This window comes from Micromonospora sp. NPDC047548 (genome assembly GCF_040642975.1).
Taxonomy (GTDB): Bacteria; Actinomycetota; Actinomycetes; order Mycobacteriales; family Micromonosporaceae; genus Micromonospora.
Map to the genome: position 1 here is coordinate 69,493 of NZ_JBEYTI010000023.1, position 14,374 is coordinate 83,866.

The 14,374-nt window shown below is 71.6% G+C and carries 10 protein-coding genes; all 10 read left to right on the forward strand.

The features are described from left to right. The first annotated feature begins 4 nt into the window (after nt 1–4). The 10 genes from pstA (at nt 5) to ABZ807_RS22150 (ending at nt 14,250) form a co-directional block, all read left to right on the forward strand. Nucleotides 5–1,321 (forward strand): phosphate ABC transporter permease PstA, encoded by a 1,317-nt coding sequence (pstA, locus tag ABZ807_RS22105; RefSeq protein ID WP_357160974.1) that lies wholly within the window; start codon nt 5–7, stop codon nt 1,319–1,321. 3 nt (nt 1,322–1,324) lie between these two features. Further along, nucleotides 1,325–3,058: a phosphate ABC transporter substrate-binding protein PstS gene (gene pstS, locus ABZ807_RS22110; RefSeq protein ID WP_357160977.1), complete on the forward strand. Its 1,734-nt coding sequence runs from the start codon at nt 1,325–1,327 to the stop codon at nt 3,056–3,058. After that, nucleotides 3,055–5,691 (forward strand): hypothetical protein, encoded by a 2,637-nt coding sequence (locus ABZ807_RS22115; protein ID WP_357160979.1) that lies wholly within the window; start codon nt 3,055–3,057, stop codon nt 5,689–5,691. The genes pstS and ABZ807_RS22115 overlap by 4 nt, the downstream gene beginning before the upstream one ends. A gap of 187 nt (nt 5,692–5,878) precedes the next feature. Further along, nucleotides 5,879–7,048, forward strand: a complete 1,170-nt coding sequence (locus ABZ807_RS22120) for a hypothetical protein (RefSeq protein WP_357160982.1) — start codon at nt 5,879–5,881, stop codon at nt 7,046–7,048. A gap of 132 nt (nt 7,049–7,180) precedes the next feature. Continuing rightward, on the forward strand, nt 7,181–9,142 hold the full coding sequence (locus ABZ807_RS22125; protein WP_357160985.1) for an Ig-like domain repeat protein: 1,962 nt from the start codon (nt 7,181–7,183) through the stop codon (nt 9,140–9,142). Nucleotides 9,143–9,226: 84 nt separating this feature from the next. Further along, nucleotides 9,227–10,210, forward strand: coding sequence for a sortase (locus tag ABZ807_RS22130; RefSeq protein WP_357160988.1), 984 nt, complete (start codon nt 9,227–9,229; stop codon nt 10,208–10,210). Between the two features lie 309 nt (nt 10,211–10,519). Then, nucleotides 10,520–11,242, forward strand: a complete 723-nt coding sequence (locus ABZ807_RS22135; RefSeq protein WP_357161058.1) for a phosphate ABC transporter ATP-binding protein — start codon at nt 10,520–10,522, stop codon at nt 11,240–11,242. A gap of 171 nt (nt 11,243–11,413) precedes the next feature. Then, nucleotides 11,414–12,604, forward strand: coding sequence for an Ig-like domain repeat protein (locus ABZ807_RS22140; protein WP_357160991.1), 1,191 nt, complete (start codon nt 11,414–11,416; stop codon nt 12,602–12,604). Nucleotides 12,605–12,714: 110 nt separating this feature from the next. Then, nucleotides 12,715–13,755, forward strand: coding sequence for a DUF916 domain-containing protein (locus ABZ807_RS22145; protein ID WP_357160994.1), 1,041 nt, complete (start codon nt 12,715–12,717; stop codon nt 13,753–13,755). A gap of 81 nt (nt 13,756–13,836) precedes the next feature. Further along, entirely contained in the window at nt 13,837–14,250 is a 414-nt protein-coding gene (locus tag ABZ807_RS22150) for a hypothetical protein (protein WP_357160997.1), read from the forward strand. Nucleotides 14,251–14,374: the final 124 nt, after the last annotated feature.

The window sequence follows — 14,374 nt, forward strand, 5'->3', positions numbered from 1 at the left end:
CACGATGAGCCGCGAACGCACCACCCTGCTCGACGGGCCGGGGCGCCCGTACCCCGAACCGGCCGCCGATCGGGAGCCCCTCCGGCCCGGCGGGGGCACGACCCTGCCCGCGCGGGTCGCCGGTCCGGCGGGGGCCGAGCGACGGCGGTCGACGACGACGGTACGGCGTTCCGACGTCATGGCGGTGTTCGGTGCCGCCTTCGCGGCGCTCGGGCTGACCGTGCTGGTCTTCACCCAGCTCGCGCCGTTCGATGGCCTCCTCGGCTTCGTGGTTTTCTGGTACTTCGCGTTCCTCACCAGCTACGCGGTGCTCGTCCGGCTGGACGAGTCCGGGCCGGTGATCCGGGACCGGCTCGCCGCCGTCGTGGTGCACAGCCTCGCCTTCCTGATGCTGCTGGCCCTCGTGGTCGTTGTCGGCTTCACCCTGTACCGGGGTCGGGAACCGTTGGCGCACCTCAACTTCTATCTGGAGGACATGCGTTCCGCCGGTCCGCTCGACCCGCTCGACGCCGGCGGCATCCGGCACGCGATCATCGGCACCCTCCAGCAGATCGGCATCGCGCTGGCCGTCACCGTGCCCCTCGGGTTGATCTGCGCGGTCTTCCTCAGCGAGCTGCCCGGCGCGTTCAGCCGCTTCGTACGGATCATCGTCGAGGCGATGACCGCGCTGCCGTCGATCGTGGCCGGGTTGTTCGTGTACGCCACGTTGATCCTGGCGCTCGGCCGGCAGAAGTCCGGCTTCGCCGCCGCACTCGCGCTGAGCGTGATGATGCTGCCGATCGTGATCCGCGCGGCGGACGTCGTGCTGCGGCTGGTGCCCGGCACGTTGCGGGAGGCGTCCCTCGCCCTCGGCGCTTCCCAGTGGCGGACCATCTGGCACGTCGTGCTGCCGACCGCCCGGTCCGGCGCGATGACCGCGATCATCCTGGGCACGGCCCGCGGCATCGGCGAGACCTCTCCGGTGTTGCTGACCGCCGGCTTCACCCAGTTCACCAACGTCAACCCGTTCCAGGCCAACCAGGTCTCGCTGCCGCTGTTCACCTTCGACGCGGTCCGCCGGCCGGACCCGGTGATGATCTCGCGCGGCTTCGGGGCGGCGGCCGTGCTGATGGCCCTGGTCCTGCTGCTCTTCATCCTCGCCCGGCTGCTCGGCGGCCGGGCGCCCGGCCAGCTCTCCCGGGGCCAACGGCGCCGCCGGGCCCTGGCCTCCCGGCGGGACGCCGTGCGCTTCGTGCGCCGCGAGCGGGAACGGCTGGCTCAGACCACGCCGTACGGACCCCGCGAACCCGACCTTCTCCCACCCCAAGCGACCACGAGGTAGGACATGTTGAGACTGCGGATCCGCCGACGCCCTGCGGCTACCCGCGGCGCGGCGAGGCTCGCCGCCGCCGTGGCGGCCGTCGCGCTGGTGCTCACCGCGGCGCCGCCGGCGCAGGCCGCGCCGAGGAAGGTGCCGATCTCCGGGATCGGCTCCACCTGGAGCGCCAATGCCATCTCCACCTGGGCCCGCAACGTGCAGGCCAACAACATCCAGGTCGAGTACGAGGCGGCCGGCTCGACCCAGGGCCGGGTCCAGTTCCGGGAGGGCAAGGCCCACTTCGGCGTCTCGGAGATCCCGTACGGCCTGCAAGACATCTTCAGCGGTACGGACAGCAAGGGCGCCCGGCAGTCGGCGTACATGCCGATCGTCGCCGGTGGCACCGCGTTCATGTACAACCTGAAGATCGGCGGCCGGCGGGTGACGAACCTGCGGCTCTCCGGTGAGGTGATCGCGAAGATCTTCACCGGCGTCATCCGGAAGTGGAACGACCCGGCGATCCGGGCGGACAACCCGGGGCTCAATCTGCCGGCCCGTTCGATCGTCCCGGTGGTCCGTCAGGACGGCTCCGGCACCACCGCCCAGTTCACGCTCTGGATGAGCAAGCAGCACCAGGACATCTGGGCCGCCCACTGCCGAAAGTGGAACAAGCCGTCACCGTGCGGGATCACCTCGGTGTATCCCGCGAAGGCCGGCTCCGGCTTCGTCGGCGCCACCGGCTCGGACGGGGTTTCCACGTACGTCCGGCAGGAGAACGCCGAGGGCGCCATCACCTACGTCGAGTACTCCTACGCCATCAACGCCAAGTTCCCGGTGGTCAAGGTCCTCAACGAGGGTGGCTACTACGTCGAGCCCACTGCGAACAACGTTGCGGTGGCGCTGACCCAGGCCAAGATCAACAGCAATCGCGGTTCCGATGACTACCTGACCCAGATCCTTGACGGCGTCTACCGGAACAACGACCCGCGCAGCTATCCACTCTCGTCGTATTCGTACATGATCGTTCCGACCAAGATCGAGTACAATCTGACCGCCGACTCGGGATACACCCTCGGCGAGTTCGCGTACTACTTCCTCTGCGAGGGCCAGCGGCAGGCGGAGGTGCTCGGCTACTCGCCGCTGCCGATCAACCTGGTGCAGGCCGGGATGGAGCAGGCGCAGCAGATCCCGGGCGTGGCCAAGATCGACGTCGCGAAGAAGATCCGTACCTGCAACAACCCGACGGTCTCCGCAGATGGCGGGAACGCCCTGGCCAAGAGCGCCAAGATGCCGTCGGCCTGCGACCGTAAGGGCTCCACCCAGAGTGGCACCGGCACTGCCGGGGCCCCGCAGGACACGCCGATCCTGCCGGCCGCCCGCTGCTCCGGCGGCGGTGGCAACACCGGCGGCACCGGCACCGGCACCGGCACCGGCGGCACCGGAACCGGCGGTACGGCTGGGCCGGGAACGGGAGCCGGGCCGCAGCTGGGTACCCCGGGAGGCGCTGCCGGACCGACCCCCGGCGTCGCAGTGGTCGACCCGGACACCGGCGAGGTGGCCGGTGCCGGCGGCGACGCCGGTGCCGGCGGTGGCGAGCAGGTCGCCGCGCTGCCGGTGTCGCTGGACGGGACCGGTGGCTGGCAACTCCGGCACACCCTCATGCTGCTCGCCGCACTCCTGCTGGTCGGACTGGTGATCGGTCCACCGCTGGTGTCCCACGCAGTGCGCTCTCGTCAGGCCGACTCCTGGGGCGAGCGGTGATCCGCCGGCTCCGGTGGCGCCCGGCCGTCCGCCGGTCCACCGTGCTGACCGTGCTGCTGCTCGTGCTCGGTTCGCTTGCCGTGCCGGCGCCGCAGGCCGCCCGGGGTCAGATCCTCGCCGACGATGGCACCGGTGCCAGCAGCGCGGTGACCGTCCGGGGAAAGAACCTGTTCCCTGAGGACTTCTCCAACCTGGAGATCACCGTCTCCCAGACCCGGGACCTGGTCAACCAGGCGGTCGTGGTGACCTGGACCGGCGGCACGCCGACCCCGCGCAACCGGCCGCTCGGCGTCGACTTCCTGCAGATCATGCAGTGCTACGGCGACCCGTTTGCGGCCGACGACAAGGACGGGCTGAAATTCCGCGAGACCTGCCAGTTCGGCTCCAAGCTGGACACGCCGGTGATGCCGTTCGAGATCAACGCGGCGGCGGCGGCGAACGCCAACTCGCGGGAGATCCGCTTCGACGCGCCGGGCTACCCGGCCGCCGACGAGGGGGAGCAGCTGCCCGCCGACGCCCGGATGGTGCCGTTCCGGCCGGTCTCCTGCCCGGTGGGCGCGACGGCATGTGACCCTTCGCGCACCCCGGACGGCAGCGCATCCTCCCCCTTCCCGAATATCAAGGACCCGCAGACCGGCGCCGATCGCGAGGCGTACACCGAGGAGGTGTTGGCCCCGTACTACGGCCGGGCGATGACGAACGAGTACCCGTTCGCGCTGACCGCCGAGGACGGGACCGGCCGGATCTCCTTCGAGGTGCAGAACTCCTCGCTCGCCCCGGACCTCGGCTGCGGCGAGCCCTACCGGGACGCCACGGGCGTCGAGCAGAAGTCCCGCCCCTGCTGGCTGGTGGTGGTCCCGCGCGGTCATCACCACTCCTACACCGGGGAGGACGTCTCCCTCACCGGATCACCCCAGGGCTCGCCGCTGATCCCGTCGCTCTGGCGGCACCGGATCGTGGTGCCGTTGGAGTTCGAGCCGGCGGCTGGGTCCTGCCCGCTCGACCGGGCCGAGCGGCTGACCGCCGGGACCGAGCTCGCCGCCGAAGCGGCCTCCTCCTGGCGGCCGGCGCTCTGCGCGGAGAGCGCTGGCGGGGTGTCGGTCAGCTACTCACCGATCGGCGACTTCCAGGCGGCCCGAGAAATTCTGTCGCCGTCGCCGAACGCGCCCGGGCTCATCTACAGCTCCGACCCGGTGCCGACCACCGCCAGCGACCCCCCGCTGGTCCACGCACCGGTGATGTTGAGCGGGCTGGTCCTCGCCATGAACATCGACGTCAACCTCGAAGACGGTCCCCTGCCGCCGGAGGTGGCCAGATTGCGGGGCACCGCACTGAGTGACCTCAAACTCACCCCGCGGCTGGTCGCGAAGCTGCTGACCCAGTCGTACCAGCGGGATGTGCCGGGCAACGGCGGGAAGGCGTTGGCGAAGAACTACCGGAGCATCAAGGAGGATCCGGAGTTCCTCGACCTGAACCCGGTCTTCCGGAGCTGGGACCGGCGGGTGTCCGTGACGATCAACGGCCTGATGGCACCGAACGGCAGCTCGGTCGCGGCCCGCGCGCTCTGGACGTGGATCCTGTCCGACCGGGCCGCGGCGAACTGGCTGGGCGGTATGCCGGACGGCGAGATGGTGGTGAACCCGGCCTACATTCCCCTGTTCAAGGGCGAGGTCCCCGACTACTTCCCGCAGGCCGACCGCTCCTGCTTCCAGCAGGTGCACCAGGGCGAGACCTACGAACTCTGCTCGTCCGAGCTGCGCCCGCGCACCGGTGGGTTCGGCCGGGGCGCGGCGCAGACGCTGCGCGGGGACACCGGGGCGTACGCGCAGTTCCTCAACGTCAACGTCACGCCGCCCAAGTTCGAGAAGCTGCCCCGGGAACAGCCCGGATTCCGGTTCACGATGTCGGTCACCGACTCGGCCTCGGCCGCCCGGTACGGGCTCTTCACCGCCCAACTGTGCAAGGCGGAGAAGGGGGCGGGCAACACGTACGTGGCCACGGACTGCCGCGGCGCGACGAAGGAGGCGATCAGCGCGGCGGCCGGCACGGCCGTACCGAGCGCAGTGCAGGGGGTGTCCGTGATCGACCCGGCGCGGGCCTGGTCGGCGGCCGGGGCGTACCCGCTCTCGCTGCTGACGTACGCCGTCGCGGACACCACCGATCCGGTGGACGCCCGGCGTGACTACGCCAAGCTGCTCCGGTACGCGGTCGGCGAGGGCCAGCGCCCCGGCGTGACGCGCGGCCTGCTCCCCGAGGGTTACGTGCCGTTGCCGACGGCGATGCGCGAGCAGACCAGCGCCGCCGCGAAGCGATTGGAGGAGGCGGTCGCGCCCACCGCCATTCCGACGCCGTCGGACAACTCCGTCACGCCGCCACCCGCCCCCGCACTGCCGAGCGCGGTGCCCGCACCGGCGTCGGTGCCCTCAGCGGGTGCGGTGCCCTCCCCGGGCGCCCAGGCGCCATCACCGCAACCGACCCCGAAGCAGGCCAGCCAGCTGACGCAGGGCAGCCCGCCGGGCGGCATCCGGTGGGTCCTCCTCGGGGTGCTGGTCGTCGGCCTGGTCGGTGGCGTGGCCGGGCCGATCCTGCGCCGCTTCGGCACCCGGTATCTACCGACGAATGTCGCCGAATGAAACGGGCAACGGCGGTACCTCCGATTGCCGGTTGTTGTTCATTCGGCCTACGTGTTGGCGAGAGAAGCCATTCCGGAACCTTTTCCCGATCACGGTTTCGGCCGCTGTCGGGGCCAGCGACGATTGCTGTGGATCGTCTGATGATCGGACGACCGAAAATGTCATGCCCCGTAGAGAGGGATCACGCATGAAGGTCAATTCCATCGGCAAGGTGGTCGCGGTCGGCTTCGCCGCCGTGCTCACCGCCGGCTTGGTGGCCGCCCCCGCCTCGGCCGACCCTTCGCCGGTCACCGAGTACCGGACGCTGGCCGGTGTCGGCTCGGACACCACCCAGGACGTCATGAACGGCCTGGGGAACGTCATCACCTCGGGCGGAGCAAGGGTGATCGCCTCGTGGGACGCCCGGGGGACCGCCAACGTCAAGACCCGGGCGACGAACTGCGACTTCCCGCGGCCGAACGGTTCCAGCAACGGGCGTCGGGCGCTGCGCGCCGCCGAGGGCGAGGACATCGGCCAGGGCGGACCGGGCCAGTGGGCCAACACCAACGTGGTGGGCTGTGTCGACTTCGCCCGGTCGTCCAGCTACGGGGGCGGCAGCACCCCGAGCAGCACCGGCAACTACACCTACATCCCGTTCGGTGTGGACGCCGTGACGCTGGCCCGTAACGTCAACGGCGACCTGCCGGTCAACGTGTCGTTCGCCCAGGTCCAGCGGGTTTACCGGTGCTTCGACCGGACCATCGCCGGCAACTCGGTCAGCCCGGTGATGCTCCAGGCCGGCTCGGGCACCTGGGACTTCTGGTCGCAGAAGGTCGGCATCACCGAGGTTGAGATCAACCTCGGCGACTACCCCTGCCTGGCCGCCGACACCGACAGCAACCCGGCCACGGCTGCCGTGCCGCTGATCGAGCGGGCGCAGGAGCACGACGGCGCGCCGCTGACCGGCCACCCGGAGCGGGTGGTGCCGTTCTCGGCCGGTCAGTTCATCGCGCAGGGCAACGCGGCCAAGATCGCGAGCATGACCGGGGTCACGGTCGCCGACCGGCGCGGCGAGGCTGCGCTGAACGGCATGCGGCCCACCGGCGGCGTCCTTCAGCAGCCGGTGGTCGGCGGGGTTCTCAACATCAACTTCCCGCTTCGTCGGGACGTCTACAACATCGTCCCCACGGCCGATCTGACCGTGCCGCTGGTTGCCTCCACCTTCGTCGGCTCGAACGCGGCCGTCTGCACCGCCACCGTCAATGACGGCGGCACCCAGCGCAAGGTGGTCGAGCTGTTCGGCTTCGGCGTGCGTACCACGCTGGTCTCGGCCCTCGAGGCGAACTGCGGTTACACCAACCTCCGGTTCGGCAACTGATTCTGCACTGCCGGGTCGGCCCGGGCGGCCGCCATCGGCCGCCCGGGCAACCACTGTCCCCCGCCACCACGACCGTCCGGTCCGACCGGCGTCCGGCTCGCCGGCGTCGGCCTATCAGCAGAGGAAGCGCAGATGAGTAGGCGTGGTTTCGCCCGCGTGAGCGCGCTGGGCGCCGGTCTCGCGCTCTCCGTGAGCGCGATGATCGCCGGTGTCGCGTTGGCCGTCGCCGGCCCGGCCTGGGCGGCGTCGCTCGGTGCGGTCACCCTGTCGCAGTCCAGCGGCAGCGTGACCACCACCCCGATGTTCGCCAGTGCCACCACGGAGAAGTGCCCGACCGGGTACGGCGAGAACGTGAGCCTGCGGATCGGTCGGCCGGGTGGCCCGTACTCGAACCTCGCGGTCGCGCTCGGTGGCGGCGGCTTCGACCAGGCGCCGATCACGGTCAACCCGAACCGGTCGTTCGAGACCGCGATCAAGGGCACCCCGGGCGAGGGTGAGTGGCGGATCGTGGTGCAGTGCTACTCGCTGACCGATGGGCCCAACGCCGACGAGTTCGAGACCCGGATCCAGGTGTGCGGCGACACGTGGCAGGTCGGCACGACCTGCACCACCGCCGCGCAGACCTCGACCACGCTGGCCGTCGAGCCGACGGGCACCGTCGACGTCGGCTCCGAGGTCACGCTGACCGCCAGCGTGACGCCGGCGACGGCCGCCGGCACCGTGATCTTCCGACGGACCACCGGCACCGACCAGGTTGAGATCGGTAGCGCACCGCTGGTCGACGGCAAGGCGGTTCTGAAGACCACCGAGCTCCCGGGGCCGGCGGAGACCGAGCCCGTCAAGCTGCACAAGGTGACCGCCAGCTTCCAGCCGGCGGACCCGAACAGCTACCTGATCTCGACCTCGAACCCGCCAGCCGAGATCCAGGTGGTCGCCTCGGGCCAGGTCGGCGTCGTGCTGACGACCGACAAGGAGAGCCCGCAGGCGCCGGGTATCCCGCTGGCGCTGACCGCGACCGTGACGCCGGTCGCCACCGGCGGCGCCCAGCCGACCGGCACGGTCGAGTTCGTGCGCTACCCCCGGGGCGGCATCGACGGGGGGATCGTGCTCGGTTCGGCGGCCCTGACCGACGGCGCGGCGACCGTCACCGCCAACGAGCTGCCCAAGGGTAGCTACGACCTGAAGGCGAAGTACACGCCGGAGGCCGGGTCGCCGTACCGGGCCGGGGAGTCCGCCCGGATGCTCTTCGTGATGGGTAGCCCCACCGCTACCACCGTCACGCTCGCCGTGACGCCGGCTGGACCCCGCCCCCAGGGCACCGAGCTGACCTTCACCGCGACCATCTCGCCCGTCAAGGCGGTGGGCAGCGTGCAGTTCAAGGACGGCGGGACCGCGCTGGGTGGCGCCCAGCCGGTAACCGGCGGCACCGCCACCCTGAAGACGGCCGCGCTGGCCACCGGTGCCCACCAGCTCAGCGCGGTCTTCGACCCGACCGACCCGGTCGACTTCATCACGTCGACGTCCACCGAGGTTTCGTACCAGGTCACCGCACCCCAGTCGGGTGGCGATCTGACCGTGGTCGACGCCGACGGCAACAAGCTGGGCGCCAATCCGACGCTCAGCCCGGGGCAGCGGGTCAAGGTGACCGCCGGTGGCTTCGACGGCACCGAGCAGGTCACGGTCACCCTCGATGACGCGAGCCTGGGGACCGCCCAGGCTGCGAACGGGACGGTCCAGTACCAGCTGACCGTCCCGGAGGACGCCGCCGACGGCGCCCACCGGCTCAACCTCGCTGGCGCCGCGCACACGGTGGCCTTCGACTTCATCGTGGCGACCGACGATGGCGACGGTGACGGCGGCGGTGACGACGGCGGTGACGGCGGTGACGACGGCGGTGACGGCGGCGGTGACGGCGGCGGTGACGGTGACGGCGGCGGCGGTCAGCTGGCGAAGACCGGCCTGTCGTTGGTCGCCTTCGGCCTGACTGGCGTCGGCCTGGTCGGGACCGGCAGCGTCACCATGCTGGCCACCCGCCGGCGCCGTCCCGAGCCGAGGCCGGTCGTCTGGCCGGACGACCCCGAAGCGATCGGCTGAGTCGTCCGCAACCCCGTCCTCGGGGCGGACCGCCCGCCCGGCGGCCGCCCCGAAGGCGGTCCCCATGCAAAGGAGATCAGGACCATGTCGACGGCGACGACAAGCCCGGCACCCGCCGAGGTGCCGCCGGCCGGTCCGGGGGCGGTCACCCCGGCACCCGCCGGCAAACCGTCCGGACCAGCGCGCCGGCGTACGGTGAACCCCGTCCTTCAGGTGCCGGGTACGGCGCTGAGCATCCTCTCGCTGGTGGCGCTGTGCCTGGTCTTCCACCTGACGTTGGTCTCCCAACTGCGCTACGAGCGGGACCAGCAGACCGCGCTCGCCGACTTCCGGGGTGAGCTGGCCCGGGGCACTGCCCCGGTGGGTCAGTTCCGGGTGGACTTCGGCGACGGCGGCGAGAGCCGGGAACGGCTGGTCGAGCCGGGGTCCCCGGTGGCCGTGCTGAGCGTGCCCCGGATCGGGCTGCGGACGGTCGTCTTCGAGGGCACCAGCGCGAGCGTCCTGCGTTCCGGCCCGGGCCACCGGCGGGACACCGTCCTGCCGGGACAGCGCGGCACGAGCGTGATCATGGCGCGGCGGGCCGCGTACGGCGGGCCGTTCCGGGACCTGGACCTGGTGCTGCCCGGCGACACCGTCACGGTCACCACCGGCCAGGGCGAACAGGCCTTCGTGGTGACCGGGCTGCGCCGCCCGGGTGACCCGGTGCCCCCGGTGGCCGACCCGGCGGGCGGCCGGCTGACGCTGATCACCGCACTCGGCCCGGAGTTCATGCCGACGGACATCCTGCGGGTGGACGCCCAGCTGAGCAGCCCGGTCCAGCCCACGCCGGCGCGGAGGTTCGGTGCGACGGCCCTGCCGCAGGCGGAACAGGCCATGGCGACCGATTCCGGGGCATGGACCGTGGTGATGCTCTGGGGACAGGCGCTGTTCCTCGCCGCGCTCGCCCTCGCCTACCTGCGCGGCCGATGGGGTTCGTGGCAGGTCTGGATCGTCGGTACGCCGGTCCTGCTCGCCCTTGGTCTCGCCGCCGCCGACCAGGTTGTCCGCCTGCTTCCCAACCTGCTCTGACCGACGCCCGCCGTGCCGACGGACACCCGACGGGCCGCGCTGTGGGGCGGGGCCGGTGCCCGGACCGGTGCCACACCCTGAACCGAAGGAGAGATCGTGACGCCGCACACCGAGTTGTCCGGGCCACCGACCACCCACGACCTGGGCGGAACGGTAGCCGGAGTTGATCACGCGACCGCCACGCCGACCATCGTCGACATCGCCCGGCCGGCGGCGGAACCGTTCCCCGCGTCGTTCGAGCCCGCCCGGCGTACGGACCTCGCGACCCTCGATGCGCGCGCGATCTCCGCCTGGTTCAACGACCACAAGGTGCTCGACCGGGTCTCCCTCACCATGCCGGCCGGCCAGGTGACCGCCCTGATCGGTCCGTCCGGCTGCGGCAAGTCCACCTTCCTGCGCATTCTCAACCGGATGCACGAATTGGTGCCGGCTGCCTCGCTCGCCGGTGAGGTGCTCCTCGACGGTCGGGACCTCTACTCGGCGGAGCGCCGGATCACCGACGCCCGACGCCAGGTCGGGATGGTCTTCCAGAAGCCGAATCCGTTCCCGGCGATGTCGATCTACGACAACGTGCTCGCCGGCCTGAAGCTGACCGGCACCCGGGCGTCCCGGAGCACCCGGGACGCGCTGGTGGAGGAGACGTTGACCAAGGCCGGGCTGTGGAAGGAGGTGCGAGACCGGCTGCGCCAGCCGGGCGGTGCCCTCTCCGGTGGCCAGCAGCAGCGGCTCTGCATCGCCCGGTCGCTCGCGGTACGCCCGCGGGTGTTGCTGATGGACGAACCCTGCTCGGCGCTGGACCCGACCTCGACCCGGCGGATCGAGGAGACGATCGCCGAACTCGCCGCCGAGGTCACCATCGTCATTGTCACCCACAACATGCAGCAGGCCGCCCGGGTGTCCGATCAGTGCGCATTCTTTCTGGCCTCGCACGGAACTCCCGGCAGGATTATCGAACATGGCCCGACGGTGGCCATGTTCGAGGACCCGCAGGATGAACGCACCCACGATTACGTCAATGGCCGCTTCGGTTGATCGCCGCAATTCCACCACCCTTTCGGTGGATGGCCGGGCACCGAGAATTTGCTTCGCGCACGTTTGGCGGAGACGTTGGCCTGCATGCCGGGTCATTGCATTTGTAGAGCCTGATCACGGCCGGTCCACGAGGACCGTGCCAGGTTTCACCCTCTCGAGAGGAAGTGATTCATGAGCAAGCGTTTGCTCGCCCGCGCGGGCGCCCTCGTTGGCGCCCTTGCGCTGTCCGCCGGCGTCGTCGTCGGGATCAGCGCCCCGGCGCAGGCGGCGTCGCTCGGCGACGTGACCCTGTCGCAGACCAGCGGCAGCGTCACCGCCACCCCGATGTTCGCCAGCGCCACCACGGCGAAGTGCCCGACCGGGTTCGGGGAGAACGCGAACCTGCGGATCGGTCGGCCGGGTGGCCCGTACTCGAACCTCGCGGTCGCGCTCGGTGGCGGCGGCTTCGACCAGGCGCCGATCACGATCAACCCGAACCGGTCGTTCCAGACCGCGATCGGTGGCGCTCCCGCCGCCGGCGAGTGGTGGGTCGTGATGGAGTGCTACTCCCTCACCGAGGGTCGCAACGTCGACGAGTACCGCACCTCGATCGTGGTCAGCGGCAGCACCTGGCGGATCCCGGTCGCCGAGGACACCACCACCGCGCTCTCCGTCAACCCGGCCAGCCCCGTCAGTCAGGGCACCGAGGTCGCCTTCACCGCCGCGGTCACCCCGGCCACCGCCGCGGGCACCGTCGAGTTCCGTCGCGGTACGTCCGTGATCGGCACCGCCCCGGTCAGCGGCGGCACCGCCACCTTCTCCACCACCGCGCTGCCGGTGGGCACCTTCTCCCTGTCGGCGGCCTTCGTGCCCACCGACGCGACCGCCTTCAAGGCCTCGGCCTCCACGGCGACCTCCTTCCAGATCACCGCCGCCCAAGGCGCCATCACCGCCCCGGTGGAGATCATCGCTGACATCGCCCCCGGCGCCTTCAGCCTCGTCGTGGCGAAGTCGACCACCCAGCTCACCGGCGGCACCGTCGGTGGTACGGCCAACGGCACCCTCCCGACCGCGACCGTGACCGACCTGCGCGGCACCAACGTGGGCTGGAACCTGACCGGCCAGCTGGAGGACTTCACCCTCGGCGCCAACAGCATCGCGAACAGCAAGCTGAGCTGGACGCCGGCCGCCGCGAAGACCGGCGGCTCCGGCGCGGTGACGGCTGGTGCCGGCGCCGACCTGGGCGACACCCGCACCCTCTGCTCGGCCGCCCCCGGTGCCAGCGCCGGTGTCTTCACCTGCGATGCCGGCCTCCAGCTGAGCATCCCGGACAACGTGGCGCCGGGTGAGTACTCGGCGACCCTGACCCTGACGCTGGCCTGATCTCGGTCGGACCCGCGCCTGGTCGAACTGGCGGCGGCGTGGCGGGCTGATACCCGCCGCGCCGCCGTCGCGCCCGGCTCTACCCACCGCCATCCCACCGGAGCCTCGACATGAGCGACCGCACCGCCCACCGTCCCCGCCGCGCCCGCGTCGGGGCCTGGTTCGTCACCGGACTCGTGCTGCTCGGCACCCTCGTACTCCCGACGTCCCCAGCGGTGGCGGCTGCCGAGGATCCGAGCTGGACGATCGTCCCGTCGAGCCCCACCGGGCCGAAGGGACGCAAGCAGTTCGACTACGAGCTGGCGCCGAAGGAGCAGATCACCGACTGGTTCTCGGTGAGCAACCTGGGCAGCCGGCCGATCACCGTGGACCTCTATTCGACCGACGCCTTCACCGCCCTGGACGGCGGGTTCGCCCTGCTGCCGCGGAGCCAGGCGCCGAGCGACGTCGGCTCGTGGATCAAGTTGGGCAAGGCGTCCACCACCCTCCCACCCGGCAAGCGATCCGACATGCCCTTCCGGCTGTCGGTGCCGGCCGGCACGGCACCCGGTGACCACGTCGGAGGCATCATCGCGTCCGTCACCGAGCGGCAGGTCGACAAGAACGGCCAACGCGTCGAGGTGGAGCGGCGGATTGCCGCCCGGGTCTACCTGCGGGTTGCCGGCGCACTGCGACCCTCCGCCCAGGTCACCGCAGTCGAGATCGACTACGCCAACCCCGTCGTCCCGTTCCCCGGCGGGAAGATGGCGGTCACCTACCGGGTCGCCAACCTGGGCAACGTCCGGCTGTCGGGCAAAGCGCTGGTACGGGCCACCGGTCCACTCGGCCTCCGGCTGGCCACCGGCGATCTGATCGACCTGCCGGAGTTGCTGCCGGACTCGGAGATCCGGCTGCACCAGGAGTTCAGCGCTGTCGTACCGGCCGGCGTGCTGAGCGCCGAGGTGACGGTCAACCCCGCCACCTCGACGGAGACCCTGCCGTCGCAGTCCGGTAGCGCGTCCAGGACGGCGGTCCCGTGGGCCGTCGTCGGCCTGCTGGTCCTGCTGATCGCCGTGGCCGGGTACCGGTGGTACCTCCGGTGGGCGCACCGCCGGGCGGAGCTGCCGGTGGCCGACCTCGCCGGCCGGGTCGTCCAGCCGGCCGGGAAGTGACGTGCGGACGGGCCGGGCCGCGCCGGTGGGTCGGCCAGCACCGAACGGGAAGGCGGGTGGGTCGTGAAGCAGCTCCACCGGATGGCGTGGGTCACTTCGGCGGTCCCCGGGGTGGTCCTGCTGCTCGCCCTCGTGCTCAGCCCGCTCGATCCGGCCTCCGCCGTGGCCGGTGGACGCGCCGGGTCGGTGGCGTCCGGCACCACGCCGACGCCGAGCGGCGGGAAGACCTCGCTGGAGATCGGCGTCGTGATCGCGCCGAAGCCGGGCGACAGCCCCACGCCCACCCCGACACCGACGCGTACGTCCACCCCGACGCCCACCCCGTCCGGTAGCTCGGCTCCGGGTGGCCCGCTGCCCCGGACCGGCACCGCCCTGGCCGGGCTGCTGCTGGCCGGCGGGGCCCTGGTCGGGGTCGGTGTGTTGCTGCGCCTGGCCGCGCGGCGCCGCTCGGTGGCCGACCAGTGGCTGGCTGGACCAGGGGCACCCGGCGGCTGACCCGGCCCGGCGACGGTCGAGTCGCCCGCCGGCCGGCGGGCCTGCTCACGTATCCTCGGAGCCGGCATTGGCGGGCGTGGTGGGCGGAGCACCGGACCTGGTGCGTTCGCCTCCGGCCGGCGAC

Excerpts from the sequence above, each read along its gene's own strand:
- pstA (WP_357160974.1), top strand. The coding sequence starts at position 5 with ATGAGCCGCGAACGCACCACCCTGCTCGACGGGCCGGGGCGCCCGTAC.
- pstS (WP_357160977.1), top strand. The coding sequence starts at position 1,325 with ATGTTGAGACTGCGGATCCGCCGACGCCCTGCGGCTACCCGCGGCGCG.
- ABZ807_RS22120 (WP_357160982.1), top strand. The coding sequence starts at position 5,879 with ATGAAGGTCAATTCCATCGGCAAGGTGGTCGCGGTCGGCTTCGCCGCC.
- ABZ807_RS22125 (WP_357160985.1), top strand. The coding sequence starts at position 7,181 with ATGAGTAGGCGTGGTTTCGCCCGCGTGAGCGCGCTGGGCGCCGGTCTC.
- ABZ807_RS22130 (WP_357160988.1), top strand. The coding sequence starts at position 9,227 with ATGTCGACGGCGACGACAAGCCCGGCACCCGCCGAGGTGCCGCCGGCC.
- ABZ807_RS22140 (WP_357160991.1), top strand. The coding sequence starts at position 11,414 with ATGAGCAAGCGTTTGCTCGCCCGCGCGGGCGCCCTCGTTGGCGCCCTT.
- ABZ807_RS22145 (WP_357160994.1), top strand. The coding sequence starts at position 12,715 with ATGAGCGACCGCACCGCCCACCGTCCCCGCCGCGCCCGCGTCGGGGCC.
- ABZ807_RS22150 (WP_357160997.1), top strand. The coding sequence starts at position 13,837 with ATGGCGTGGGTCACTTCGGCGGTCCCCGGGGTGGTCCTGCTGCTCGCC.